Raw genomic sequence first — 25,482 nt, 5'->3', positions numbered from 1 at the left:
GTCGTTTATTTTTTCCAAGGGGCCTTGTTCGATTTCCATAAATCTTCCAAATAATTTTTGTCGCGCAAAGTATCCATCGGATGCCAAAATCCTTCATGCTTAAATGCCATTAATTGGCCATCCTCCGATAAATTTTCCAACGGTTCTTTTTCCAGTACCGTACTGTCGGCATCTATCTTGTCGAAAACCTCCGGCTCCATGACGAAAAATCCGGCATTAATCCAGCCGCCATCCCCCGCTGGTTTTTCCTGAAAACCGAGTACTTGATCATCCGTAGTCAAACGGAGGGAGCCAAAGCGACCAGAGGGCTGAACCGCAGTCACCGTAGCCAGTTTCCCATGCGCCTTGTGGTATTCAACGAGCTTTCCAATATCGATATCTGATAAGCCATCCCCATACGTCAGCAGGAACGTCTCATCGCCGACATAGTTCTGAATTCGTTTGACTCGACCACCAGTCATCGTATCCTTACCAGTATCCACCAAGGTGACTTTCCAAGGAGGGGCACTGTGTTGATGAACAACGGTTTCATTTTGATTACCGAAATCGAACGTAATATCCGCTTCATGTAAATAATAGTGAGCGAAATATTCTTTAATAAAGAATCCTTTGTAGCCCAAACAAATAATAAATTCGTTAAAGCCATGTGAAGAATAGGACTTCATGATGTGCCAAAGAATCGGCTTATCACCGATTTCGATCATCGGTTTCGGCTTAACATGCGTTTCTTCACTGATGCGAGTGCCGAATCCACCGGCAAGTATAACGACCTTCATTAGCTAACCCCTTTTCTTCAAGGTATCACTTAGCGTTTGCACGGTGAAATCAAGCATCTCACGCGTAAGTCCTGGGTGAACACCGATCCAGAAAGTCCGATTCATAATGACATCCGTATTCGTCAGGTCTCCGACAATTCGGTGCGTAATATGCTTATAAGCAGGTTGACGCAACAAATTCCCTGCGAACAGGAGTCTCGTACCAATGCGATTCCGCTCAAGGGCTGCTGTCAGCTGTTCACGCGATACAGGCGAATCATCCCGTACCGTTATCGGGAAACCGAACCAGCTTGGAACACTCTCCGGCGTCGGCTCTGGCAGAATTAGGATCTCTCCCAACGGCTGGAGTGCTTCCTTCAGTATGTTGAAATTGGCTTTTCGCTTCATGATAAAATCCGGTAACTTCTGCATCTGAGCTACGCCTACCGCCGCCTGCATATCCGTTACCTTCAGATTGTATCCGATATGGCTATACGTATATTTATGATCATAGCCAAACGGCAGATCACCAAGCTGCCAGCCGAACCTACGGCTGCACGTATTGTCTTTCCCTGGTTCACACCAGCAGTCCCGTCCCCAATCACGGAAAGACTCGACTACTTTTTTGAGCAAAGGAGAATTCATGAGAACAGCGCCGCCTTCGCCCATAGTAATATGGTGTGCAGGATAGAAACTGACGGTTGCTAGATCCCCGAAAGTCCCTGCTTTACGCCCCTTATATTCCGACCCGACCGCATCACAGCAATCCTCGATCAGCCACAGCCCATATTTGTCCGCCACTCGCTTGACTTCATCTAGATCAAACAAATTACCTAACGTATGGGCAATCATAATCGCTTTCGTACGTGTACTGACTGCTGCTTCTAATAACGTTGTATCGATATTGTACGTAGGAAGTTTTACGTCTAGAAAAACCGGTACAAGTCCGTTCTGAATAATAGGATTAACCGTTGTCGGAAAGCCTGCAGCGACGGTAATAACTTCGTCACCAGGCTGCAACCGTCGATCTTTCAACAGCGGAGAGGTCAAAGCAGATAAAGCGAGAAGATTCGCACTGGAACCTGAATTGGTTAGTAATGCGAAACGCGTTCCGATAAAGGAAGCGAACTTTTGCTCAAACTCACTTGCATATCGTCCAGTCGTCAGCCAGAAATCAAGCGATGCGTCGATTAAATGGCTCATCTCTTCACCGTCGAACGTTTTACCACTTACAGGAACAGGGGTAACTCCCGGCTCGAACACCGTTTTGGGCCAATTCGCTTCGTAATAGCTTTTCGTCAAAGCAAGAATTTGTTCGCGAAGCTCGCTGCTGGAATGTTGCATACGGAAATTGCCTCCGTTTCAATTAAAATTCAACCAATACTATCCTATGAACTTAAGGTTTGGTTGGTATGGGGCAATAGCTGATAGGGATTAACAATTCCTCCTAGATATATCCATTTTTATATATAAAATAGGCATGATTTCTTCGAACTAGAAGAGTAGTATCACGAAACCCTTGATCGTTAATTGAATATAGTGAGTAATGGTGGACAAAATGTTCGAAGCATTTGAAGGGAGAGTGAATAGCATGTCAGTACCCAATCTGCATCCGGATTTCACAGCAAGGTTTCACCATTTCGGAGAAAACTCTAATATCCAGGATGGCGGCCAAATCTATTGCCCTGAAGGCGTATATATAGGAAAAAACGTATCCATCCGCGCCCATTACTATTTCAACATTGTAACGGAAGATATTGAAACATACCCCAAAATTATTATTGGAGATGGCTGTACGTCTAATCCGGGTTTCATTATTTCGGCAACGAATTATGTTGAGCTTGGACCCCATGTCGAAATAGACTCTAACGTATTCATCTCCGATACCGGACACCATTTCCGTCCTGTAGACAATCTAGCATTATCCCAAGGAATAGGAGCGAATAGGAATCGTGTCTACATTGGTGAAGGAACCTCGATAGGTGAAGGCGCAGTCATCATCGGTAATCTTCGTATTGGTAAAGGAAGCATAGTCCGTCCTCACAGTTTCGTCGAGTGTGATATACCTGATTACTGTATCGTTGCTGGAACCCCAGCACGTATCATGCAAGTTTATGATCCAGAAAGCGGGAACTGGATCGATGTGAAGAATGAAGAAGAAGCGAACAAAAGAATATCCATTCGCCGACTACAACCTCTTATGTCGATCTGTCTTCCTACTTACAACCGTGCAGCAAATTTGGATCATTGCCTGCATGCTATCTTGACACAAGTCGGAAACAACGAATTGGTCGAGGTCATTGTGTCAGATAACGCTTCAACCGACGCGACCCCACAAGTTGTCGCTAAATATCGTGAACAGTACAGGAATTTGATGTATTTCCGAAATGAAGAGAATATTGGAGCCGATCGGAATATTTTTCAAGTCATGTTCAAGGGGGCAGGCAAATTCATCAAGCTCCAAGGGGACGATGATTATCAAATTGAAGGAACGTTGCTTCCTCTTCTTAACGTTCTCCAGAAGCATGGTGACTGCGGTGTGGTACACGTTAACGTGCATAACAATGATGGTCAGGTCTATCTGAACGAGGGTCTTCCTCACTTTTTAGCCGCAACGTCTATCATGTCAACATTTATTACTGGAACCATCTTACGCCGAGAAGATTTGCTTAGGGTCGATACCCCCGAACACTTCCTCGACTCTTCATTTAACCAAATGTATATTCAATACGCCATACTGCAACACAATCCCCGCTTCTGCATCATAAATCGAAGCATGTATCGATTCGCAGCCAATGATCCTAGTGGCTACAATTTCGGTAACGTGGTCTTCCGTAGTTATCAATCGATTTTGAACTATTTTCTAGGCAATGGGCTATCCGAACAAGATATTCGCATAGACAAGCACCTAGTGCTATATAACAAGATCATTCCTTGGTTTCATGACATTATCCAGAATAGAAAGAAAACGAACACCGACGGATTTGAAGACATATTTAGTCAATTCTACAAGGATGAGCCTTACTTCGAGCAAGCACTGCAATGGATTCGTTCGATTCGTGCAAGTGTAAGTGCAAGTTAGAGCAACTCATACTTGAGCACCTTATGGAAGACGCTGCCCTGATGGGGTGCGTCTTTTTCTATTTTAGCAATTCGAGATACAACAAAAGGCTCTTCTAACTTATTCACATTCAATCGAAATACGAATGAACGAGGATAAGTAAAGAAGAGCCAAAAAGTCCTAACCATTTAATCTGCGATTTTTATAACATGATTAGTTAATGGATAAACCAGCACTTGCATAACCAGCAACTACTGTTGCAAGGTCTAATCCAGATGAATCAGCAGTAAAGACGATTAATATCCGAGTTCCAGCAGTAACAGGAATATTTGGTAATGCTGTTATTACGGAGCTTATCGTTCCTAAGTTTATTAATCCTGTTAAAGTTGGAGCCAATGGCGCACTCGCTACTTGGTTGAAAATATTATTTGGTGTTGGAGACGTATAAATTCTAGCTGTGATTGTAACTGTGCCCAATAAAGTTACAGATGCCGTTGTACTAAAGTAAGCTGATAACGAAGTTAGAGTACCAGCCCTTGGCACTGAAAATGCTAAGTTTTGTAGCAACCCTGGTCCACCAGCGATATTGATTGGTCCTCCTAGAATTGTTGCAACTACTCCATTGTCCCCAAATCCAATTAGCCCTTGCGTTCCTGCTGCACCAAATAAAGCTGATGTTAAAGCTACCGGTAGGCCAGATGCAAATGGAATAATAGCTGATGCTCCTGGTATTCCTGTTGCTCCCGTTGCCCCGTCTAACCCGTTTGTTCCTTCTATTCCGGGTGCTCCTGTTGCTCCTGTTGCTCCCGTTGCTCCGGTTGCTCCTGTCGATCCAGTTGCTCCTGTGGATCCAGTTGCTCCTGTGGATCCAGTTGCTCCTGTTGCTCCTGCTCCTGTTGCTCCTGTTGCTCCTGTTACTCCCGTTGCTCCTGTCGATCCAGTTGCTCCGGTTGCTCCTGCTCCTGTTGCTCCTGTTGCCCCGGTTGCTCCAGTTGAACCTGTTACCCCTGTTGCACCCGTAGCTCCGGTTGCTCCTGCTCCAGTTGCTCCGGTTGCTCCAGTTGAACCCGTTGCTCCGGTTGCTCCGGTTGCTCCAGTTGCACCCGTATCACCTACACCTGGTCCTGGTATCCCCTGTGGACCAGTTACTCCTGTGGCCCCAGTTGCACCGGTTGCTCCTGTAGCTCCTGTGCTCCCAATTCCGTATGGTCCAGTTACTCCTGTCGCTCCTGTTGGTCCTGTGCGACCTCTTGGTCCCCGATCGCCTTCTTCTCCACGTCTCCCTCTAGCTCCTGTTGCTCCAGTTGCTCCGGTTGCACCTGCTGCACCTGCTGCTCCTGTTGCTCCGGCTACTCCTGTTGCTCCGGCTGCTCCGGTTGCTCCAGTTGCACCATTGGCACCTGCTGCTCCTGTTGCTCCCATCGCTCCTGCAGCTCCGTTAATACCTCTGAAACCGCGAGGACCACGATCTCCTTTTGGACCTTTTTTACAACATCTGCGCTTCACAATAACAATCTTGTGGCAATGTTTTTTCATTTTTTTCTTACGTTTGTGACATCCACATCCACATACATTGTGGAGCTTTGCCCCACTTTTTTTAATCATCAAACGTTTTTTCACTGTCATGGTACTTTTCTTTTTGCCAACTAAGAGACTCAATTACAACACCTCCTGTGATGCTTCATCATACGAGTAATCCCAAGGGTTTGTCTGTACTTTTTGGCAATAGATGGTTGTCCACTCCAAAATATGCATATGACTATACATAAGGAATTGTATAATTCTTCAAATATTGCTAGAGTCAATGCTTCTACGGCAACTGTCGACATGAAGACATAGCTACTAACCAGCACGAATTAATTATGACGAACAGCTCACCTATTAAAGTAGGCAAAAAAAACTCTATTTCCTCGAGTTTCATTCCCATCAAACATAATAGGGTAATGAAAACTGAGAAAATAGAGTCAATTTTTAACACAATCATTAACTGAAATCAACACCAGCACTCGCGTAGCCTGCAATTACGGTAGCAAGATCAATACCGGCTGTTACAGATGCAGAAAATACCATCAGAAGTCGCGTACCTGTGCTAACGGGTATTGATAAACCTGTGGTTACCCCACTACTGATCGCTCCAATTGAAAGTGGCCCTGTTAATGCTGGAGATAGCGTCACAGTCGCTCCTGGAACTGCAGTAAATGTATTATTAGGCGTTGTTGATTGGAACAAATGAGCTGTTATTGTGACTGTTGATCCTACAAGAGACAACGCTGCTGTAGTACTAAAGTACGCCGAGATTGAATCAATCGTTCTAGGCCGTGAGACGGAGAATGCCATATTAAGGAGTAAACCTGCTGACCCAGTGAGATCAATGACTCCGCCAGCGATAGTTACCCCAGTAGCCGAATTACCAAATCCGACAAGACTACTTGTATTCAATACGCCTCCTAAAACTGTAGTCAACGCAGCTGGAAGACCCGATGCAAATGGAATCATAGCGCCTAGCCCTGGTGTCCCAGTGGCTCCTGTTGCACCTGTTGCACCTGTTGCACCTGTAGCTCCTGTAACCCCTGTTGCTCCGGTTGCCCCTGTAGCTCCTGTTGCTCCTGTTTCACCAGTTACCCCTGTTGCTCCTGTTGCTCCTGTAACCCCTGTTGCACCTGTTACCCCTGTTGCCCCTGTAGCTCCTGTTGCTCCTGTTGCTCCTGTTTCACCAGTTACCCCAGTTGCTCCTACTAACCCAGTCGCTCCTGTTGCTCCGGTTGCTCCTGTTGCTCCTGTTGCTCCGGTTGCTCCGGTTGCACCTGTTACCCCTGTTGCCCCTGTAGCTCCTGTTGCTCCTGTTGCTCCTGTTTCACCAGTTACCCCTGTTGCTCCTACTAACCCAGTCGCTCCTGTTGCTCCTGTTGCCCCTGTTGCTCCTGTTTCACCTGTTACCCCTGTCGCTCCTGTAACCCCTGTTGCTCCTGTTGCTCCGGTTGCTCCTGTTGCTCCTGTTTCTCCTGTTGCTCCTGTTGCTCCTGCTACCCCAGTTGCTCCAGTTGCACCGGTTGCCCCTGTGGCTCCTGTTTCACCTGTTGCTCCTGCTACTCCTGCTACTCCTGTTGCTCCTGTTGCTCCTGTCGCTCCTACTACACCTGCTTCTCCTGCTACCCCTGTTGCACCTGTTGCTCCTGTTGCTCCTGCTACCCCTGTTGCACCGGTGGCTCCTGTTTCACCTGTTGCTCCTGCTACTCCTGTCGCTCCTGTTGCACCTGTTGCACCTGTTGCTCCTGTTGCTCCTGTTGCTCCTGTTGCTCCTGTCGCTCCTACTACACCTGCTTCTCCTGCTTCTCCTGCTTCTCCTGCTACCCCTGTTGCTCCGGTTGCTCCTGCTGAACCTGTTGCTCCGGTTACTCCGGTTGCTCCGGTTGCTCCGGTTGCTCCTGGTGCACCAGTTACTCCTGTTGATCCTCCAGCTGGACCTGTTTCACCCACTGGGCCTGTTGCACCTGTAACTCCCGTTGCTCCTGTGGCTCCTGTCGCTCCTGTTGCTCCTGTCACTCCTGTTGCTCCCGTAGCACCTGTTGCTCCTGTGACTCCTGTCGCTCCTGTTGCTCCTGTCGCTCCTGTCGCTCCTGTTGCTCCTGTGGCTCCCGTTGCTCCTGTTGCTCCTGTTGCGCCCCCAGCAGGACCTGTTGCTCCTGTCGCACCTGTCGCACCCGTTGCACCTGTTGCTCCTGTTGCTCCAGTTACCCCTGTTGCTCCTGTCACTCCTGTCGCACCCGTCGCACCTGTTACTCCTGTTGCCCCTGTTGCACCTGTTACTCCTGTCGCTCCTGTTGCTCCAGTTACACCTGTTACTCCTGTTGCTCCTGTTGCTCCTGTTGCTCCTGTTGCCCCTGTTGCCCCTGTTGCTCCAGTTGCACCTGTTGCTCCTGTTGCTCCAGTAGGACCACCTACATAAGGAAACTCGATCTTCATTTCTCCACCATTGTACATTTCAATTTCAATTTCCGCGACTTCATACCACTCTATGTCATCTAGAAAATCCTCAAGTTCGGACATTCTTTGAATGGGGCCATCGCCTTTCTCAAATTTCAATTTGAATTCAGTTTCATTGAAATACTCGATTTCAATTTTCTTGATATTCATAATTCCTACCATTGCAATTAAATCCATTAATTGAGCAAGTTTAGTCAAAACCTTACACCTCCTATTATTTTTGAAAACTATTTACTGAAAACCGAGATAGAATTACTTAAAATAGTCCCGCCTCCTTACTTAAAATGAAACTACTCTAGTTTCCTCGTATATTATATGTGTACAAACTTTCCGTGCATGGACGAATGAGAGAGGGCAAATGACGAAAAAAACATTTTTTGTAAATATTGATTGAATTCAGCCAGAAAGTTCGGGACTAGCGCCTACCATCCCGCTTATATCCATATTTTGGAATAGAAATGGTTGAGAGATTACAAGTCACTTAATAGGCAAAAAAAACAGCGGCTGCGCCCGAATTAATGGGGTACAGCCGTTGCTTTTTATAAACCTGAGGTATCCAAAATATATCGCATCACTGTATCTACTTGTTTGTCGCTAGGAACAAGAATTCCTAATCCATTATTGGTGCTGCAACGATGGAAGCTGAGGGTGAAGGCTGTTACCTTTAGGAAATCTTCAATAGCTGTCAGAACACCGTTTCCTTCTCCATATTCATGCATTGCATTGTGCTGAGTTTCATTGATACCCCCTTCAACTAGCTCACTCGAGCCAGCTTTCATCCCTTTCTGGGCATGAGGTTGTCTGTATTGGTCAGGAATCGTCTCTGGAGAATAGTAAGAATCACGTCTTCCATATGGCCATTCCGTATCATGAAGAATGACAATTGGAAATTTACCTGATCTTGTTGCAATTTGCTCAATGGCCATTAATTCATGATACACGGTGTACCAATTATGATCCCCGTCTACGAGAACCACATCAGCTGTTTCGATCTCCGATAATACCTCTAGGCTTTGCTTGTTATGAATGTCCAGTTCCGCTGAAAAAACTGCTTCATAAGCATAAGTATTAAATCTTGGTGCAGGATCAATGAGTGTAAGCTTGCTGTTCATCATTTTACAGTACTCAAGTAGTTTAATTGTTGTGCGACCTGTTAAGAAGAAGCCAATTTCTACAATGTGAGAGGCTTCATATTTGATAAGAATGGGTTTAATTATTTTTTCAAAAAACCGTTCCATACCACAACTCCTTTTTGATCACCATATTCTGCCAAAGGAATTTTGGTTCCCTATAACCTTCCTTCATATGCCGTGCCCGCTTATTAAATCTATGAATAGTTTAGAATGACCACGTTGGATTACATCCTTATATAAGAAAGTGAGTGAACACATTGATTACCATAAGTCTTTGTCTTATCGTTAAAAATGAGGAGAAAACACTTCAGCCATGTTTAGCTTCCGTTGCCAAAGCGGTCGATGAGATCATCATTGTAGATACCGGTTCAACCGACCTCACGAAATCGATTGCACAGACCTTCACGGACCGCATCTACGATTTTAAATGGATAGATGACTTCTCGGCTGCGCGTAACTTTGCATTCCGCCAAGCAACCAAGGAATACATTTTATGGTTGGATGCAGATGACATTCTGAAGGAAGAGGATTGCGACAAACTCTTAGCTTTAAAAGATGAACTGGAGCCTTCCGTCGACTCGGTAACGATGTTCTATAATTATGCGTTTGATGAATTTGGCAACCCGATTTCCAGATTCAAGCGCAATCGCTTGGTGAAACGAGAGAATCAGTTCAAATGGATTGGAGCGATTCACGAATATTTGGAGGTCAGAGGAAATATTATGGATGCTGACATTACTGTTACGCATTGCAGAATCCATACGAAGAGCGACAGGAATCTCAAGATATTCCAGAATAGACTAATGCGAGGGGAGCCATTCACGCCTAGGGATCTCTATTATTACGCAAATGAATTAAAAGATCATAACAAGTTTAGCAAAGCAATTATTTATTATAATAAATTTCTTGCGACTGGAAATGGCTGGATCGAAGACGAAATCTCCTCCTGCAGCAGGCTAGCCGATTGTTATCATGAGCTAGGCAACAGTGACATGGAATTACAGTCTGTATTCCGATCTTTTCAATATGACAGCCCCCGCGCTGAGTTCTGTTGTCGTCTTGGGTATTATTTTCTAACTCGCAAGCAATATGAAGCGGCTGTGTTTTGGTACAAATTAGCGACAGAATTACACGTACCTACTCACAATTGGGGATTTTCTAATCCTAAATTCTCAACATGGCTGCCACATTTACAACTCTGTGTCTGTTATGACCATCTAGGCCAACACGCAAACGCCTATAAGCACAATGAAATTGCCCGCAGTTACAGACCGAAAGACAAGAGTATAAGCCATAATAAAAAATATCTGGAGTCCGTCCTGCATATCTCGGAAAGCTCCGAATCCACTGAATAAACGACAAACAGCGGCTGCGCCTTATGATACGAGGCACAGCCGCTGTTTATCGTTCACATCAACTTTCTTCATCAATTATGGTACGGTAAATATCAAGATATTTATCGGTCATCCCACGTGTTGTAAAATGCTCGAGTACGTATTCGCGAAGCTCATAAGGGTCAGGAAGTGTCTCATGGATCAATTTATTCGTCATCTCTTCGACAGAGCGGCATATTAATTGTGGAAACCCGCTCATTACCTCAGGAACAGACCCATTTGGCAAGGCCAAGACAGGTGTTCCACAGGCCATAGCTTCCGTCATGACGAGCCCAAATGGCTCCTCAACCAGTGTCGGAAATAACATGCATCTGGCATGCTTCAATAAATCTTGTCGAGCTTGCCCTCCGACTTCACCAACATATTGAATAGAGGGGTTCGATATCGTCTTGGAGAGAATCTCTTTATGGAAATAGTCATGATCATAGACGGGTCCAGCTATAATTAACCTTTGGCCCGCTCGCTCTGCCGCTTCAATCGCATGATGAACGCCTTTATAAGGAATAATAGCTCCAATGAACAGCAGATAATCTCCTTTTTGATCAGAGAATTGAAATTCATCCAGGTTTAATCCGTTATAAACGACGTGATCATGAGGAGTGCCGAACAAGTCCCGATGTCTTTTGCTTAAATAGACGGCATGTTTAACCGGATTGGTTAATGGATTATGAATCGTACAAACCGTCGGTACCGCGAGTTTCTTTTGACCGACAACGGAAAGCTGCGTGTGGTCATGTATGATATCGACCCCTGGCGGCAATGTTAGCTTCACAAAACCAGGAATACGCCACATGTCATGTCCCTCATGTAAATAAGGCATAAGCTTTCCTCGAATCTGACTTCCAAAGGGAGCATATAGTATGACTTCATGCCCCCGTTCAACAAGCTCCTCTGCCAGCGTATAAACAACTCGCTCTATGCCGCCGTATTTGACGGGTGGGACAGGAAGATAATCGGGACTAATCAGTGCAATCCTCATTCCTTTTCCTCCTACAAGATACCCAATGAGATACTACTTCTTACTAATAGGTATATAATGCCGTTCTATTCGGAAAGGCTTCTCGCGCTCTACAAGCTCTGACGGATTGTATCCGAATTGATCCAGCTCTAAACCCGTTATGCCCAACGACCACTTTCTGGAAAAACGTTCAGCATTCGAGTAGGCGCTTGCTGAATAATTCGTTTTGTTCGATTGGAACGTACTTCCTCCATAGTGATGAATGTAAACGTCATTCGCTACCCACAGAATTTGACCGCTGACACGGGCTCGTAAACAGAAATCGTCATCTTCATAATTGCCTGGAAAAAACCTTTCGTCCAGCCCACCTATTGTGCGAATAAGATCTTTATGAAAAAGCATGCAATGCCCAATTAATTTATGTGGAAAGAAGCCTTGATCTTTATGCATCAGGGACCAATGGGCCGCAAAAACCTCCATCTCCGCAGAGGACTTATAAGGAACATTGTAAACGAGCTGCGACCAAGCGACATTATTAGAACGGGGCCCAACGATGGCGATGTTCGGATTTTTTTGAAGGCATCCCAGTAAACGAATCAACCAACCTTCGGTAACAACGGTATCGTTATTCAGCAAACAAATGTATTCACCGTCAGCTTCTGCGATCCCTTGGTTGTTTCCAGCCGCAAACCCTTTATTATCCTGATTACATATGAGCTTAGAGGAAGGAATTGTTTGTAAGTACTCCACAGTACCATCCGTCGATCCATTGTCTACAAACACGAGTTGAATCTTTATGTTGTCATCGGCATGTCGCAAAATACTTTCTACGCATTCTTTCGTAAATTTCAATCCATTCCATGTCAGCATGACTATTGAAATAAGTGAAGGCATCCCGTTTCCCCCTTTCAACTCACCCCTTATAAAATGACCATAATATAAGTATTCATTTGATTTTCATATGGTGCAGGCTCGTTGGAACATGCAAAAAAGCCCCCTTTCCTACTATCGGAAAGAGGACTCACTTATCCTAGCATTCAGCGCCGCTCATCTCATTGGTAAAAAATCGTTTATACTCTTTTGGTGTAAGTTTAATGGCTGATTCGCCTACATAATGGAACTGCAATGCGCGACGTTTCTTCGTAGACAGATTATAAGGCGTACCGTGCTTGAGTAACCCGTGGAACAATAGGATGCCTCCAGGTAATAAAGGCACAGCAACATCCCTCTCTACTTGTACATGGGCATCACATAGTTGCCAGTCACGAATGGCATAATGTGGTGTTGCCCCATCGGCATGCGAACCAGGGATAACATGCATACAACCATTATCAAGCGCTGCTTCATCTAGTGCGATCCACACACCAACCACAGGTTTCTCGTATGCCAAATTCCCATAGGCCATATCTTGATGCCACGGCTTCTCCCCTCCACCATGCGGAGGCTTAAGCAATGCCATATCCTGAACAAGCAGCGGTGTTTCACCTAGAATATCTTGCACGATGGCAAGAATCGCTGGATGCTCCGCAATCCCTCGGAAGCGTTCGTCCACCTTAACGAATTCGTGTACCTTCCTTACCGCTAGTTCCTTCTCTTCGTCCGTTTTCAATTCGCTTTTCGGCTTCGAGAATTGGATGATCGCCCCTTTGTTATCTTTAAAAATAAGATCATACAAAGCTTCTTTCGAATTCTGAATATCTTCTTCATCTAATACATGTTCGACTGCCGCGAAGCCATTTCTCCAATAATCGGAGAGATGTTTCTCATTCCAATTTGTAGCACCTTCAATTTTATCTGCAATACGGTCGTACCGGTAAAGCTTTGCCGAAATTTCTTCAGGAGATTGATCGGTTGGTTCAGTTCTAGGCATAACGGTAACCCCTCCGTTTAAATAATTTAACGATTCATAGCTTTATTATATGAATCGGACATAGTAAAATAAATGCATTCAAGCACCATACAATTTGCACTATTTTACATAGAGGGGCAGTGATCTTGCATGTCAGTTTTCTCATCCCAGGCGCTAGAGCTCAATCGCTATTTCGGTAAGACCATTTGTGAGGTGAATTGGAAATGGAGCAGCCGTGAGAATGACCCTTTTCAAGACTTCGATTTCTGGTATGTATGGGATGGTGAAGGTGAGGTCACCTTAAATAGCAAGCGTTACCACGTGAGTCGCGGCGATTGTTTCCTATTTAAGCCAGGGGACTTGTCCAGTGCGAAGCATAATCCCGAACGTCCTCTGACCGTTACGTATATCCATTTCTCTGCCGAAGGAGATCATTCGTACCCAATGACTCTGCCATCTTTCGTCCATTTCGATCCCGCCGAGTTCCACGAGAGCTATCTAGATCGTTTCGTACAAGTACGACATACCGAAGCGTACGGGCATGAAGAAGAAGCGAAATCACTGCTTAAGCTGATTCTTTTGCTTTTCGAACGTCAAGCACCTGACCATCAACCTCAGGGTGATCCCGCGTCGCGCTCAATGAATCGAGTCATGATGGATATCGCGGCTCACATTCGGCAAGATCCCGGGCGGCAGCATAGCATTCAAGATTTAGCCAAAGAAGCTCATCTATCTCCACGATATTTCTCCCTAAAATTCAAAGAAATCATGGGTCAGACGATTGAATCGTATCTCATTCAGTCGAGAATTGAACGTGCCTCCTATTTACTTAAGCTTGGGATGAATGTCAGTGAAGTCGCTGAGGCGCTTGGTTATCGAAGCATTTATTTCTTTAGCCGCCAATTCAAAAAAGTAACAGGAACGAACCCCTCTCAGCTTCGCTCCTGATAAATATTTTTTGCAACTTTAGCTGAGCGTGATAAAATGTACATTCACGACAGCATCGTGCTAGTACATCAAGGAAGGTTAGGTCATCATGCATTCATCCAATTTATTGCGCTCGTTTAACTTTATGTATTTCGCATTACTTGCCCTCTTCGTCTCTTTTCTACCCGTCTATTTGGACGCGCAGGGACTTTCCACATCACGAATTGGTCTCATCATCGGAACTGGTGGTTTCATCGCCATCTTTTCACAGCCTTTATGGGGCATGATCAGCGATCGTACGAAAACGATCAAAAAAATCATGTTACTTCTTCTCTTCTGTTCCACCATCATCGGGTACTTGCTGTACGATTCCAAGAGCTTTATCGTGCTGCTTCTATTTACGATGCTGCTTTACTTTTTCTTAATGCCGCTGGATCCATTGACAGAAAGCCTTAACTTCCAGACCGCGGAACGCCTTGGCACGAGTTATGGTTCCATCCGTACATTCGGTGCTGTCGGCTACGCTGTGATGTCGTTAATTGTAGGCTATGCGGCGCAATATTTCGGTATTCATAGCTTGGCCTACCTTTTTGGCGGCATTGGTATTTTGAGCTTGATCATATGCTTCGCGCTGCCTGATGCGCCTGTGACTGGGAAACCCATCTCACTGCGCAGTCTGCGAAATTTTCTAAGTAATAAAGAAACCATTTGGTTTATGGTTTTAATCTTCATTTGTGCAGTCCCGCAGCGGATTAACGATACGTTTCTTGGTGTCTATATCCGTGAATTAGGCGGCAGCAATCATTTGGTTGGCATTGCCTTCTTCTTAGCAGCTGGGAGTGAAATTCTAGTATTCGCTATAAGCTTCTGGTGGCTTCGAAAAGGCAAGGAATTAGCGCTTATCTCATTCGCTGCCTTCTTCTACTTCTTGCGCTTCTTCATCAGCGCTTGGGTAACGGATCCACATGTACTTGTTGCGATTCAGCTTCTCCAAACGTTCACATTCCCTATTTTTTACTCAGCTGCGATTCAGTACTTGTATCAGATCGTCCCTGAGGAGTGGCGTGCAACGGGACAAACCGTGCTGGCAATCATCTTCTTCGGGGTCTCGGGTATCGTCGCTTCTTATCTTGGTGGATGGTTCTATCAGACCTTTGGTGTACACACGTTATTTATCTGGGTGTCGGTCTTGTCATTCTCTGGATTCTTGTTAAGTCTGGTGCTGCGTGCGGTCTATCGTAAACAGAAGCTGGCAACCTAAGCTTTTTCTGCTAAAATGATAGGATAGGAAGAAACGGGGGCACATCATGGATTACATTATATTAGATATCGAATTTAACGGCCGCAAGTTTGCCAGTGATTTACCTATGGAAGTAATTGAGATCGGCGCAGTTCGTTTAGATGCTTCTCTTCAGCAAGTAGATGAATTCTCAGCCTTGATTAAGCCAGTATACTTCTCTAAATTGAATGCATTTATTAAGAAGAAAACCGGGATTCCCCAAGAAGATATTGACGAAGCGGCTGGTTTCCGCAAAGTGATTGCCGACTTCTTAGCTTGGCTCGGACGGAGTGAAGAATTGTTGCTTGTCACTTGGGGCGGCGAAGATCTCAAGCGAATCGTGTTTGACACGCGGATGCACAAATTAGATGATACGTATTGGATGGCAGCTCACTATTTCGACTTATTGAAAGGGTTCACCCGCTTCAAAAAAGTAACGAATGACGTCAGCGTCGAAGCCGCGCTGATCGATTTGAACATCGTCGCTGAGGGCACAGCTCACAGAGCGTTAGACGATGCGAAGATGACAGCGGAAGTATTCCGCTCGATCTTCACCGAGCTGGACTTCGATCGTAAGCAGCAGTACGTGGACATGTACACGAATGCCAAGGAACGTAGGCTGATCAAAACAGCCGTAAAAACCATCCACATGCAAAAGGTCGTTCCGACCTGGGAGCTTTTCGTGGAGAAATACTTCGCGGATAAAATAGAAGCAGCCGACGCTAAAAAAGTCGACGAAATGCAGACGCTATTCGCAGCCGAAGTTGCGAAAGGTGTGCCCGCCGCGAAGTCCGCGGTCAATACGGCCGCTAAGGAGAACACAGCTTCGCAGTAGTGCACTGTGTTGTCTCAAACCCATCCCTACTGGGAGGGAATGAGGGTTCACTATTTGTGAAAAAATCGGTTAAATTGTCATCGAAGGGGAACTACAGTGCCTTATTTCTCCGAAAAGCATTATTAATCTCAAAAATTAGCTAGATAGTGCATCTACGTTCCCCTTGGATCCCATATCGACCGATTTCCGTAAAATAGCACACCTACGTTCCCCTTCATCGGTTCATTTTCATGGTCACAAATAAGGAGCTAAGCGCAAATAGCAGCTTAGCTCCTTTCATTTACATATTGAGCTTTCTCCAACGATCACAGCTGATCCACACCTAAACGGTTCGCATAGAAACCGGTGATCACATTGTCTTGGGTCGTCTTGTATCCATTAGACTGTAAGGAAAGTAAAGTATCGGTTAGCTCCATAAACCACATCTCATCCTTGATGCCTAGAGCAATGTCAATCATGCTGCGTACGCCATCTTCTGAATCAAGTCCGCTTATTGGAAGTGTCTTCACACTGGAGAGTTTCACTTCAATTTGATGTCCAATAATGTCATCTTGATCCGAAGCAATGACATGAACGAAGGCGACACCATGCTGCCAAGCGATCGCTCCCACATACCCATGAACCATTTCATCTTCACTTGTTGTTGCGACTACCCAATCACCAATTGCAACATTCAACATACGCCTCGCCACCTTCACTCGAAATGTTAATTCATACTGTAATTATAATAATTACAGTATGAATTGTCAAGTGAAGGTTAACTAAATAAAAGGCATCCACATCACATGGATACCTCCCCTATTTATAACTTATTTCAAGCCAGTTGTTGCAATCCCATCAATAAATTTCTTCTGCGCGAAGAAGAATACAAGTAAGAGTGGAACGGTAGCCATTACAGATGCAGCCATTAATAAGTGCCAATCTGTACCTGCTGTATCGGTGAATAACTTCAAAGCAATCGGTAGTGTAAACAACTTCGACGAGGAGATGTAAATTAACGGATCGAGGAAATCCTCCCAGCTGTGCAAGAAGGTGAAAATCGATAAAGTCGCGAATGCTGGTGTTGCCATTGGCACCATGATGCGCCAGAATGTCTGCCAAGGCGTACTGCCATCCATTTCAGCTGCTTCATCCAAGTCCTTAGGAATCGTAATAAAAAATTGCCGAAGTAAGAACACTCCGAAGATACCGCCTGCCCCTAGCATAGGTGGGATAATTAGCGGGAAGTGATTATTCACGAGCCCTAGCTTAGAGAACCAGATAAAGTTCGGAATAATCGTAACCTCATTTGGGATCATCATTCCGCTTAGAAGAATAAGGAAGAAAACATTTTTGTATGGAAAATTAATCTTAGCAAAAGCAAATCCAGCTAACGCTCCAAAAATACACGTTCCTACCGTTACTACAACCGCGATGTACACACTATTCGAATAATGCGTTATAAATAAGGACTGTACCTTAAACACTTGCGAATAATTGGACCATACAATCGGACTCGGAATCCATTGGGGAGGAAACGAAAATATTTTCGTTTGATCCTTAAGTGATGTGGTCAGCATCCAGACAAACGGCATCAAAATTACGGCGGAGACAATTGTTAGAAACACATACGTTAAGGCATTACCCAACAATCGGATGGATTTATTGCTCATGATGCACCCACCTTTTTCTGAAGTTCCACTGCACCATGGTAAGTACGAGTACTAAGAAGAAGAGGATAAACGCAACAGCAGATGCGTAACCAAATTCATACGTTTTGAAGGCTAACTTGTAGATGTAGTATACAAGCACACTTGTACTACTCCCAGGACCGCCATCGGTCATAACACTGATCTGCGAGAATACTTTCAGTGAACCGATTAAGGTAATAATTAATGTTAGGAATAACGAAGGTGAAATCATCGGTAATGTAATTTTCGTGAACTGTTTCCATTTTGATGCACCATCAATCGTAGCAGCTTCATAGTACATTTTCGGTACATCCTGCAAGGCCGCGAGGAAGATAACCATGTTCATGCCCACTTTTTTCAAAACACTGACGAGAATAACAACTGGCATCACAAGCGTCGTATTGTACATCCAAGCAGGACCCGTAATGCCGAAGAAATGCAGTATCTGATTTACCAATCCAGCATCTGTAGCGAATACATATTTCCACACAATTGCCCAAACAATAATAGATGTGACGACAGGCGTGAAGATAGCAGTTCGGAAGATGCCAACACCGGGAAGTTTAGTCGACAACAATAAAGCAAGTCCTAAAGCGAGCGAGAGATTAAGCGGAATCAGTCCTGCCGAGAAATACAAGGTATGACCCACGGACGACCAGAACAACTCATCATTCGTTAATACGTTCACATAATTATCTACACCAACAATTTTCGTAGCATGCAGGAGCGAATAACTGGTGAAACTAAGTCCAAAGGCACTAATGATCGGTCCAGCCATAAAAATTAAGAACCCAAGCATCATCGGTGCAATAAATAAATAGCCATAGATCGCATTTCTGCGTTTAATTCGACTGAAGTCGTTTCGCTTTTTCGTAACTACTGTTGCAGCTTGCACCTCAGTAGGTGCTGTTCTATACGTATCCATGGTGTTCGCTCCACTCCTTTGTGAGACAATGGCCAAGCTGTTAGGGCTTGGCCACAGTTTCTAATCCAATCCGATTATTCCGCTAGAATAGCATTAACATCCGTTTCCAACTTTTTAAAGATTTCTGGAATTGTCCCTGCTTGCGAATAGATCGCATCGAAGTGCAGCTTCATTTTGTCATCAATTTTCTGGAAGTTGACGAATCCTTGACGTACACGACCACCAGCTATTTGATCTATAACCGCCATTTTCATACTCTCAGGAGAAGGTCCTTGCTTCAAAAAACCTTCTGAATTCAGAACGGTTTTACGGCTTGGCACGAAGTATTGGGACGCGATCGTCGTGTTTTCTTTATTACTTAAAAACTTAAGAAGTTCAATCGCTTCGGCTGTGTTGGCGTTTCCTTTGGGAACCATGTAAGCGGCGTAACCAAGCGTTGTTCCTTGACCGCCTGCTGCTTTCGGCATTGGCGCAATATCCCATTCGAAATCCTTGACTGCTTTAGCTTTACCCATATAGCTTAGCAAATCTTGTTGCATACCAATTTTACCGGATTCGAACCCTGTTTGGTCACCTGGCTTCGGATGAACCTTCGTTTTGAACATAGAATCACTGAAGAATTGAAGAGCTTGCTGGCCTTGTGGTGTATTCAAAGCAACTTTTTTGCCATCTCTGGTGAAGAAGTCAGAACCGTATGCCCATACCAACGTTTGTAGAGACTCAAGCCAGCTTCTTCCCCATCCACCTGGACGAATCAAGTTCATCCCGTAGATCCCTTTATCGGGTTGAGTAATCGCGATCGCCGCTTTGTTCATTTCATCATAAGTCCAGTTGCCTTCTTTGTAGAGTTCAGTAGGTGTTTTTAAGTTTTTCGCTTTGAATAAATTTTTGTTGTAATAAATCATGTTCGGAGGTGTTGAGAAAGCCACACCGTACAGTTTGTCATTTTTAGTCACTAATTCTAATGAGGATGGAATGATATCGCTCATATCAAATGCCGCATCTGATTTGATGGCAGAAATATCTTCCATCTGCCCTGCTTCAAGAAATTGTGGAATGCCTCTTTCCAGCATCCAGATCAAGTCTGGCGCTGTTTTGGAAGCGAACATAACGGACATTTTCTGTAAGTAATCTGCGGATGGAATAATCATAATTTCGACACTTACGTTTGGCTTTGTCTTCCTATAATTTGCGATCATGTCCTCATACATTTTCTTTTGCTCTTCAGTTCCCCAAATGCTCATTGTTAGCTTAACGTCTTTCGCTGGCGCTTTCGTTGTAGCTGCCGTGGAGCTTGATGGTGATTTGGATACTGTAGCAGCCGTATCTTTCGTTGAACTGCAGCCTGCAATGAAACTACTAACTAACATAACGGTTGTCGTTAAGAGTAGAGCTCTCTTCATTGTGTTTAGTCCCCTTTTCATTTATATGGTGTGAAGCGCTTTCATAAACTTATTATAAACCCAGCCCAATTGTAAGATAACGACACAAAATCTATAAAAGGTTCAAAATAGCAAGGCCTTTTGCTTCTTAGAACAAACCAACTACTGATCTCGGAACTCGGACGGTGTACACCCCGTATGCTGCTTAAACAGTGAAGCAAAATATTTATGATTGGCAATGCCACACATCATCGCGACCTCAGAGACCTTCAGTGTCGTTTCTTTCAACAGTTTTCTCGCCTTCTCCATACGGCGTTCTGTTACGAAATCAGACAAATTCTGCCCCGTTTCCCGTTTGAACATATTAGACAAATATTTCGGGTTGAGATAGACGCGCTCCGCAAGAAACTGTAAGGAAATATCCTGATTGAGATATTCATTCACGAGCTCTCTTACTCTTCGAATCAATAAGCGATCCGTATCATCAGGCACATCAGCCACTGTAGCTTTGGAATTGGGCTGCTTGGTTATATGAAGCTGTAAACTAATTTTCTGAAGAACCTGGGCTAACTCAACACGTTCGATGGGCTTCAATAAATAATCACTTACCCCATATCGCAAAGCTTCTCTTGCATATGTAAACTCATCATACCCACTAATGACAACGAAAAGGAGATTGGGATGCGACTCCTTCGCTCTTTTGATCAAATCGATCCCGTTCATTTCACTCATACGAATATCCGTAATGATCAAATCGACCTGATCCTGCGTTTTCAACCAATCCAACGCCTCACGGCCATTACTTGCTTCTGTAATTCGAAGTTTCGAGGTAATGACATCTTCAATGATTTTCTTAAGCCCTTGCCTGATTTTCAACTCATCTTCGACTAACAAAATATGCATGTAATCTATTCCTCCCACTGAAATGGTATACGAATGCAAAAGGAAGTGCCTTCGGGACCCGTGTGTGCAATGGACAAACCGTATGTCTCGCCATATAAAATCACTAGACGTTGATGAATGTTACGCAGGGCAAAGCCTTTTGACTTCTTATCTGATAGTAAACCTGATTGTTGACGTTCTGGCTCAATTAAGCGTTGCTCAACGAGTTTCCTGCGCTCTGGATTAATGCCCTTGCCGTTATCTGTGACATATACATAGAGATCCTGACCCTCGGCTTTGGAGGTAATCTGTATCGTAATCGGCTCCTTGCCAAGACCGTGTTCGATCGCATTTTCCACTAAAGGCTGAAGAATAAGCTTCGGTACCATCGCATACTCGTGTGAGAAATCCACAAGGATTTCTGCGCTCAGCCGATCTTCTAGTCGGAAGCTTTGGATATTCAAATAGTTTTGGACAAACGCCAACTCATCCTTCAAATACACGAATCTTTCTTGTTTATCCACCGTATACCGTAGCAGCTTTCCTAAACTCGTGATAACTTGAGATAACTCATTATTCTGTTCTTTCACCGCGACCATATTGATGGATTCCAATGTATTATACAGAAAATGTGGATTGATCTGACTTTGAAGCGCATTCAATTCCGAGTCCTTCTCCCGTAACCTGAGCTCATACATCTCTTTAATCATGATATCTAGCTGAGTAACCATGCTGTTAAAGCCTTCTGTCAAGGAACCAATCTCATCATTCGAGTAAACCGTAGCTCGTTCTTGAAAATCACCACCTTGAACACGCCGCATTTTGCGTTGTAAATGATGGACTGGCTTAACCAATCTATCCGAAGTAAACAGTGCGGCCGCAAAAGCAAATATGAGCGAAACGACTGAAATCCATAAGGTGAAGCTGGTCAGCTTGCGCGCATCCGTCAGGAGATCCTCCTTTGGAATCGTACCGATAATCTGCAGGCCACCGTACCCCGTGGTACGCAAGGATGTGATGATATCTGAAGAATTAGTACCGATAATATCATCAAAGGAAGGAAGCGTACCTGCTTGTGTAAATGGGTAAATCGGCTGCAAGCTTTCATTGAATACATACAATTTACTGTGTGTTGACACTTTAACCGTGGACAAAATTTTCTCAAAGCCTTTACTCGTCAAATCAACTTTCACATAGCCTAGCTCGCGATTCGTAAGCGGATCCTTAATCAATCGTGCAAAAGACAATGCTTCCTTCGGTTTATTCCGATAGTAATTCCACTCCACAGGAGGAAGAATGACTAATCCACCGTCCTTCTGCTTGACTTGCTCCATCCAATTCGAGGAATTAGGCTCCCAGTTTCCATTGATCGTTTCCGTCAGATTGCTGAACAACGTCCCATCCAAGGCAAAAATGAATACACCTTCTAACTCCGTCCGATCAATAATAATCGAAGCAATAAGTTTACTCATTTTGACCTCCTCTTCAATGCTTTTGTAACTGCCACTAGCTGTAGTGATTTTATGTTTTTCCAAAATTTCCAATAAATTCGTATCATAATACATCGCAATCGTGATTCGCTCGATATCCTTCACATAGCGTTCTAAATTAATCGACAACTGCTCTACAATTTGATCCGAGTATGTTTTAGCCTCTCGCTCGACATTGGCCGAATACTTCTGATAGGTTAAATAACCACTAAATAAGAATGGTAGCGTTATCATAAAGCAAAATAAGACCAGAAATTTCGTCCGTAAGGACACGAACGGCGATTTATTTATCTTCACAAGCTTCCCCCGCTTCAAATGTGTGCTAGTATTGTAGGAAAGTATAAATTGTCCCTGTTAAATTTACAAGACAGTTCTGACATTTTAGCGTCATAGGAATTAGAACGAAAAGCTATCCAACTGTAGACTCTTCTACGTTTGGATAGCTTTATTTACATCTTTTAGAACTTAACTTACTCAAACCTATACGGTAAACAGCTTTTTTTCCGATACTGGTCTTTTTAAAGTAGGCAGGTGTAGAGATTCCAGTGAAAGAACCTCATCCATTTCAGAGATTTGCATTAGAGCCGCAATAAGCTTTTCCTGCTTATGAATTTTCAGTTTGAACAGCATTTGCACGGCTAGCTCCAAACCATTCTCCTCTTCCGTCCCCGATGCTCTCCTATCCGTATGAGGTATCATGTGTAAATTAACAATTTGTAGCTCATATTTGCCTAATATCGTTGCTACCCTGCCCAGAGCTCCGGGAAAATCGATAATTTCAATAACCACTTCATCGTATCGTCGATTTCTAAGTAAATGCTTCTCCCATTTATTCAGTACAAATAAGCTGATTAATACAAGAAATGTGCAGAGCAAGGCACCCATGTAGAAGCCGGCACCTACGCTCAAGCCAATGGCAGCTACAACCCAGACTGAGGCCGCTGTTGTTAAGCCTTTAATCAGATTGCCGTTGCGCAGGATGGCACCCGCTCCAAGAAAGCCAATACCGCTGATGACCTGTGCTGCTAAACGTGCAGGATCCATGCGGACATTGGCTTCATTAACAAATTGCGAGAAGCCATAGATGGACAGCAGCATGATCATAGCTGAACCGAGGCATACCAGAATATGAGTACGGAAGCCTGCCGCATGATTGCTCCATTCCCGTTCAATTCCGATGATGCCTCCAAGCACAACTGCCAGTATCATTCGAATGGCCAGTTCCAAATGCGTGATTTCCCATACGCTTACCGTAGTAAACGCCATGCAGGCCGCCTCCATTTTGTTGAAATATCTCCTGCATCGCAGACAGCGAGTTTAAACGAACGTTAAGTGCTTAACGTGGGCCCAAAATTCACCAATGTCCACCATATCGCATAGGACCTCTCCAGGCGAATGGATTGGCGACAGTGAGCTCCGTCTCTATATAGCTCGATTCTGTCCGTTTTAGCTGGCATAGACCTTCAATACCTTCTTCCCTCAATTCAGGAAACCGTCCTGCCAGAGCTTCCCTCATTTCCAAAAGCTGAGTCCTGCAATACTCAGCGCTGCTGGAAAGATCCTGCTGCTCATAGGGATCTATTTCCAGATGGAACAATTGTTCTCGTCCGTCGCATACATAATATAAATATTTCCAGTCTTTATTAACTACCATGTACAATCCGTCTCGATCATTCATGTAACCGAATATCCAATTACGCTCCGTACGAATGCTTTCTATATCCAACAAGGAACGGCCATCACGATTTCGATCCTCATCCTTCAGGCAGCCTGCATACTCAAGCACCGTCGGATATAAATCTGCAAGCGTTATCGGAGTATCAACTACTTCCGATGGGCTTAACTGACCACCATAACCTTTAGGTGGCTTAAGCAAAAAAGGTACCCGCGTTGATGGTTCATAGAAACAGGTTTTGTGAAACAACCCATGATCCCCAAGCATCTCTCCATGATCCGAGGTGAAAATAACAAGAGTATTATCCCAAAGGTTCTGGCCTTTCATTTCACCGAACAGGCGTCCCAATTCATAGTCAATATGCGTAATCTGGGCATAGTAATGCTTTCTTGCCATGCTAATAATGTGTGGCGGAAGCACGTCCAACTTATGGCTTCTTTTCCTTGCCCGAACCCATTCAGGGGATGCTTCCCCTTCACTCCAGTCGGATTGAACAGGCACCGAAATGGGGATGCCGTCATAAAGACGAACGAAGGACTCCGCAGGATCAAAGGGTGGATGCGGATCTTCAAAGCTGGTCCACATAAAGAAAGGGGTATCCTCGTCCCGCTGCCGCAGGAAGTCAATAGATTCTTCAACGGTCCAATGTGTGGACGTATACGGGATGGGTACCGAGTTGAATACGGGGTATACCTCGTTTCCACCTATGCCATGCCCTCGGTACGTACCTCGAAATTCCGTAGTTTCCAGGAAGTTAACATAATCTTCAGGCACTAACCGCATCCGTTCAAAGCCATTACGGTTACGTGGAGGGGTAAATTGCATTTTACCCGCTGCATGGGTCTGATATCCTGACGCCAGCAATCTCCCGGGCAACGTATCCTCAGGTCTCTCGGGAATACGGTGGTGACCATTAGAGGCCACTCCATGGCTGTATGCCGACCTGCCTGTCATGATCGTCGTTCTCGATGGTATACATAGTGGACAATCCACATAAGTCCGGCTGAACTGGATACCCTCATTGGCCAACTGATCCAGATGAGGGGTCATAACCGGATGAGAGGATTGGGCAATACCTAGACAATCGGCGCGTTGCTGGTCTGTTGTTATTAGCAGAATGTTCGGCCGTGGTTTCATATGTGATGTCTCCTTTCTCAATTAAAAATCCGTGATGGTTGATCCAACTTATCTCATCGATACCCAGCGCAATGCTGCTTTACCCCTCTCGATTTGTATTAAGCGCTTACAAGTCAATTATATAGCTTTCAACTACTCCGCTGTAA

21 protein-coding genes are annotated in these 25,482 nt (G+C 44.6%); 5 read left to right on the top strand and 16 right to left on the bottom strand.

Going from position 1 to position 25,482, the window contains the following annotated elements:
- Positions 1-5: 5 nt before the first annotated feature.
- On the bottom strand, positions 6-776 hold the full coding sequence (gene rfbF, locus GC096_RS28510; protein WP_171635028.1) for a glucose-1-phosphate cytidylyltransferase: 771 nt from the start codon (positions 774-776) through the stop codon (positions 6-8).
- A 3-nt stretch (positions 777-779) separates the two neighbouring features.
- Positions 780-2,099: a lipopolysaccharide biosynthesis protein RfbH gene (gene rfbH / locus GC096_RS28505; RefSeq protein WP_171635027.1), complete on the bottom strand. Its 1,320-nt coding sequence runs from the start codon at positions 2,097-2,099 to the stop codon at positions 780-782.
- Between the two features lie 247 nt (positions 2,100-2,346).
- On the opposite strand from rfbH, the gene GC096_RS28500 reads away from it, so the two are divergent.
- Complete coding sequence (locus GC096_RS28500; RefSeq protein ID WP_171635025.1) at positions 2,347-3,837, top strand: glycosyltransferase; 1,491 nt, start codon at positions 2,347-2,349, stop codon at positions 3,835-3,837.
- Between the two features lie 192 nt (positions 3,838-4,029).
- On the opposite strand, the gene GC096_RS28495 is transcribed toward GC096_RS28500, so the two are convergent.
- The 3 genes from GC096_RS28495 to GC096_RS28485 all read right to left on the bottom strand — a co-directional run bounded on the left by GC096_RS28495 (position 4,030) and on the right by GC096_RS28485 (position 9,038).
- Complete coding sequence (locus GC096_RS28495) at positions 4,030-5,475, bottom strand: exosporium glycoprotein BclB-related protein (RefSeq protein WP_312886363.1); 1,446 nt, start codon at positions 5,473-5,475, stop codon at positions 4,030-4,032.
- 324 nt (positions 5,476-5,799) lie between these two features.
- A complete protein-coding gene (locus GC096_RS28490; RefSeq protein ID WP_376769530.1) occupies positions 5,800-7,998 on the bottom strand; it encodes an exosporium glycoprotein BclB-related protein in 2,199 nt (732 codons plus the stop codon).
- A 341-nt stretch (positions 7,999-8,339) separates the two neighbouring features.
- On the bottom strand, positions 8,340-9,038 hold the full coding sequence (locus GC096_RS28485) for a class I SAM-dependent methyltransferase (RefSeq protein ID WP_171635023.1): 699 nt from the start codon (positions 9,036-9,038) through the stop codon (positions 8,340-8,342).
- A 152-nt stretch (positions 9,039-9,190) separates the two neighbouring features.
- Between GC096_RS28485 and GC096_RS28480 the strand changes: the two genes are divergently transcribed.
- A complete protein-coding gene (locus GC096_RS28480; protein ID WP_171635022.1) occupies positions 9,191-10,288 on the top strand; it encodes a tetratricopeptide repeat-containing glycosyltransferase family 2 protein in 1,098 nt (365 codons plus the stop codon).
- A 58-nt stretch (positions 10,289-10,346) separates the two neighbouring features.
- Here GC096_RS28480 and GC096_RS28475 read toward each other — a convergent pair whose 3' ends face one another.
- From GC096_RS28475 to GC096_RS28465, 3 genes are all read right to left on the bottom strand, one after another.
- A complete protein-coding gene (locus tag GC096_RS28475) occupies positions 10,347-11,306 on the bottom strand; it encodes a glycosyltransferase family 4 protein (protein ID WP_171635020.1) in 960 nt (319 codons plus the stop codon).
- Positions 11,307-11,339: 33 nt separating this feature from the next.
- Positions 11,340-12,179, bottom strand: coding sequence for a glycosyltransferase family 2 protein (locus GC096_RS28470; RefSeq protein ID WP_171635018.1), 840 nt, complete (start codon positions 12,177-12,179; stop codon positions 11,340-11,342).
- A 136-nt stretch (positions 12,180-12,315) separates the two neighbouring features.
- A complete protein-coding gene (locus tag GC096_RS28465; RefSeq protein ID WP_171635017.1) occupies positions 12,316-13,155 on the bottom strand; it encodes a phytanoyl-CoA dioxygenase family protein in 840 nt (279 codons plus the stop codon).
- Between the two features lie 129 nt (positions 13,156-13,284).
- Between GC096_RS28465 and GC096_RS28460 the strand changes: the two genes are divergently transcribed.
- The 3 genes from GC096_RS28460 (at position 13,285) to GC096_RS28450 (ending at position 16,175) form a co-directional block, all read left to right on the top strand.
- Positions 13,285-14,082: a helix-turn-helix domain-containing protein gene (locus GC096_RS28460; protein WP_171635015.1), complete on the top strand. Its 798-nt coding sequence runs from the start codon at positions 13,285-13,287 to the stop codon at positions 14,080-14,082.
- 88 nt (positions 14,083-14,170) lie between these two features.
- Positions 14,171-15,322, top strand: coding sequence for an MFS transporter (locus tag GC096_RS28455; protein WP_171635013.1), 1,152 nt, complete (start codon positions 14,171-14,173; stop codon positions 15,320-15,322).
- A 46-nt stretch (positions 15,323-15,368) separates the two neighbouring features.
- Positions 15,369-16,175, top strand: coding sequence for a 3'-5' exonuclease (locus GC096_RS28450; RefSeq protein WP_171635011.1), 807 nt, complete (start codon positions 15,369-15,371; stop codon positions 16,173-16,175).
- Positions 16,176-16,480: 305 nt separating this feature from the next.
- Here the strand turns inward: GC096_RS28450 and GC096_RS28445 are convergent, their stop codons facing one another.
- The 8 genes from GC096_RS28445 to GC096_RS28410 form a co-directional block, all read right to left on the bottom strand.
- Positions 16,481-16,855, bottom strand: coding sequence for a hypothetical protein (locus tag GC096_RS28445; RefSeq protein WP_171635009.1), 375 nt, complete (start codon positions 16,853-16,855; stop codon positions 16,481-16,483).
- 129 nt (positions 16,856-16,984) lie between these two features.
- Complete coding sequence (locus GC096_RS28440; protein WP_171635007.1) at positions 16,985-17,827, bottom strand: carbohydrate ABC transporter permease; 843 nt, start codon at positions 17,825-17,827, stop codon at positions 16,985-16,987.
- Entirely contained in the window at positions 17,817-18,770 is a 954-nt protein-coding gene (locus GC096_RS28435) for a carbohydrate ABC transporter permease (protein WP_171635006.1), read from the bottom strand. The genes GC096_RS28440 and GC096_RS28435 overlap by 11 nt, the downstream gene beginning before the upstream one ends.
- A 74-nt stretch (positions 18,771-18,844) precedes the next feature.
- A complete protein-coding gene (locus GC096_RS28430; protein ID WP_171635004.1) occupies positions 18,845-20,173 on the bottom strand; it encodes an ABC transporter substrate-binding protein in 1,329 nt (442 codons plus the stop codon).
- Positions 20,174-20,314: 141 nt separating this feature from the next.
- Positions 20,315-21,055, bottom strand: coding sequence for a response regulator transcription factor (locus GC096_RS28425; protein ID WP_171635003.1), 741 nt, complete (start codon positions 21,053-21,055; stop codon positions 20,315-20,317).
- A gap of 5 nt (positions 21,056-21,060) precedes the next feature.
- The gene (locus tag GC096_RS39170; protein ID WP_171635001.1) at positions 21,061-22,821 is read right to left on the bottom strand and encodes a sensor histidine kinase; all 1,761 of its coding nucleotides are present in this window, start codon (positions 22,819-22,821) and stop codon (positions 21,061-21,063) included.
- A gap of 183 nt (positions 22,822-23,004) precedes the next feature.
- Complete coding sequence (locus GC096_RS28415; protein ID WP_171634999.1) at positions 23,005-23,790, bottom strand: MgtC/SapB family protein; 786 nt, start codon at positions 23,788-23,790, stop codon at positions 23,005-23,007.
- An 88-nt stretch (positions 23,791-23,878) separates the two neighbouring features.
- Positions 23,879-25,336 (bottom strand): sulfatase-like hydrolase/transferase, encoded by a 1,458-nt coding sequence (locus tag GC096_RS28410; RefSeq protein WP_171634998.1) that lies wholly within the window; start codon positions 25,334-25,336, stop codon positions 23,879-23,881.
- Positions 25,337-25,482: the final 146 nt, after the last annotated feature.

Source organism: Paenibacillus plantarum (assembly GCF_013141695.1).
In the GTDB taxonomy this organism is placed as follows: domain Bacteria; phylum Bacillota; class Bacilli; order Paenibacillales; family NBRC-103111; genus Paenibacillus_E; species Paenibacillus_E plantarum.
This window is presented reverse-complemented; position numbering and strand designations above follow the sequence as displayed.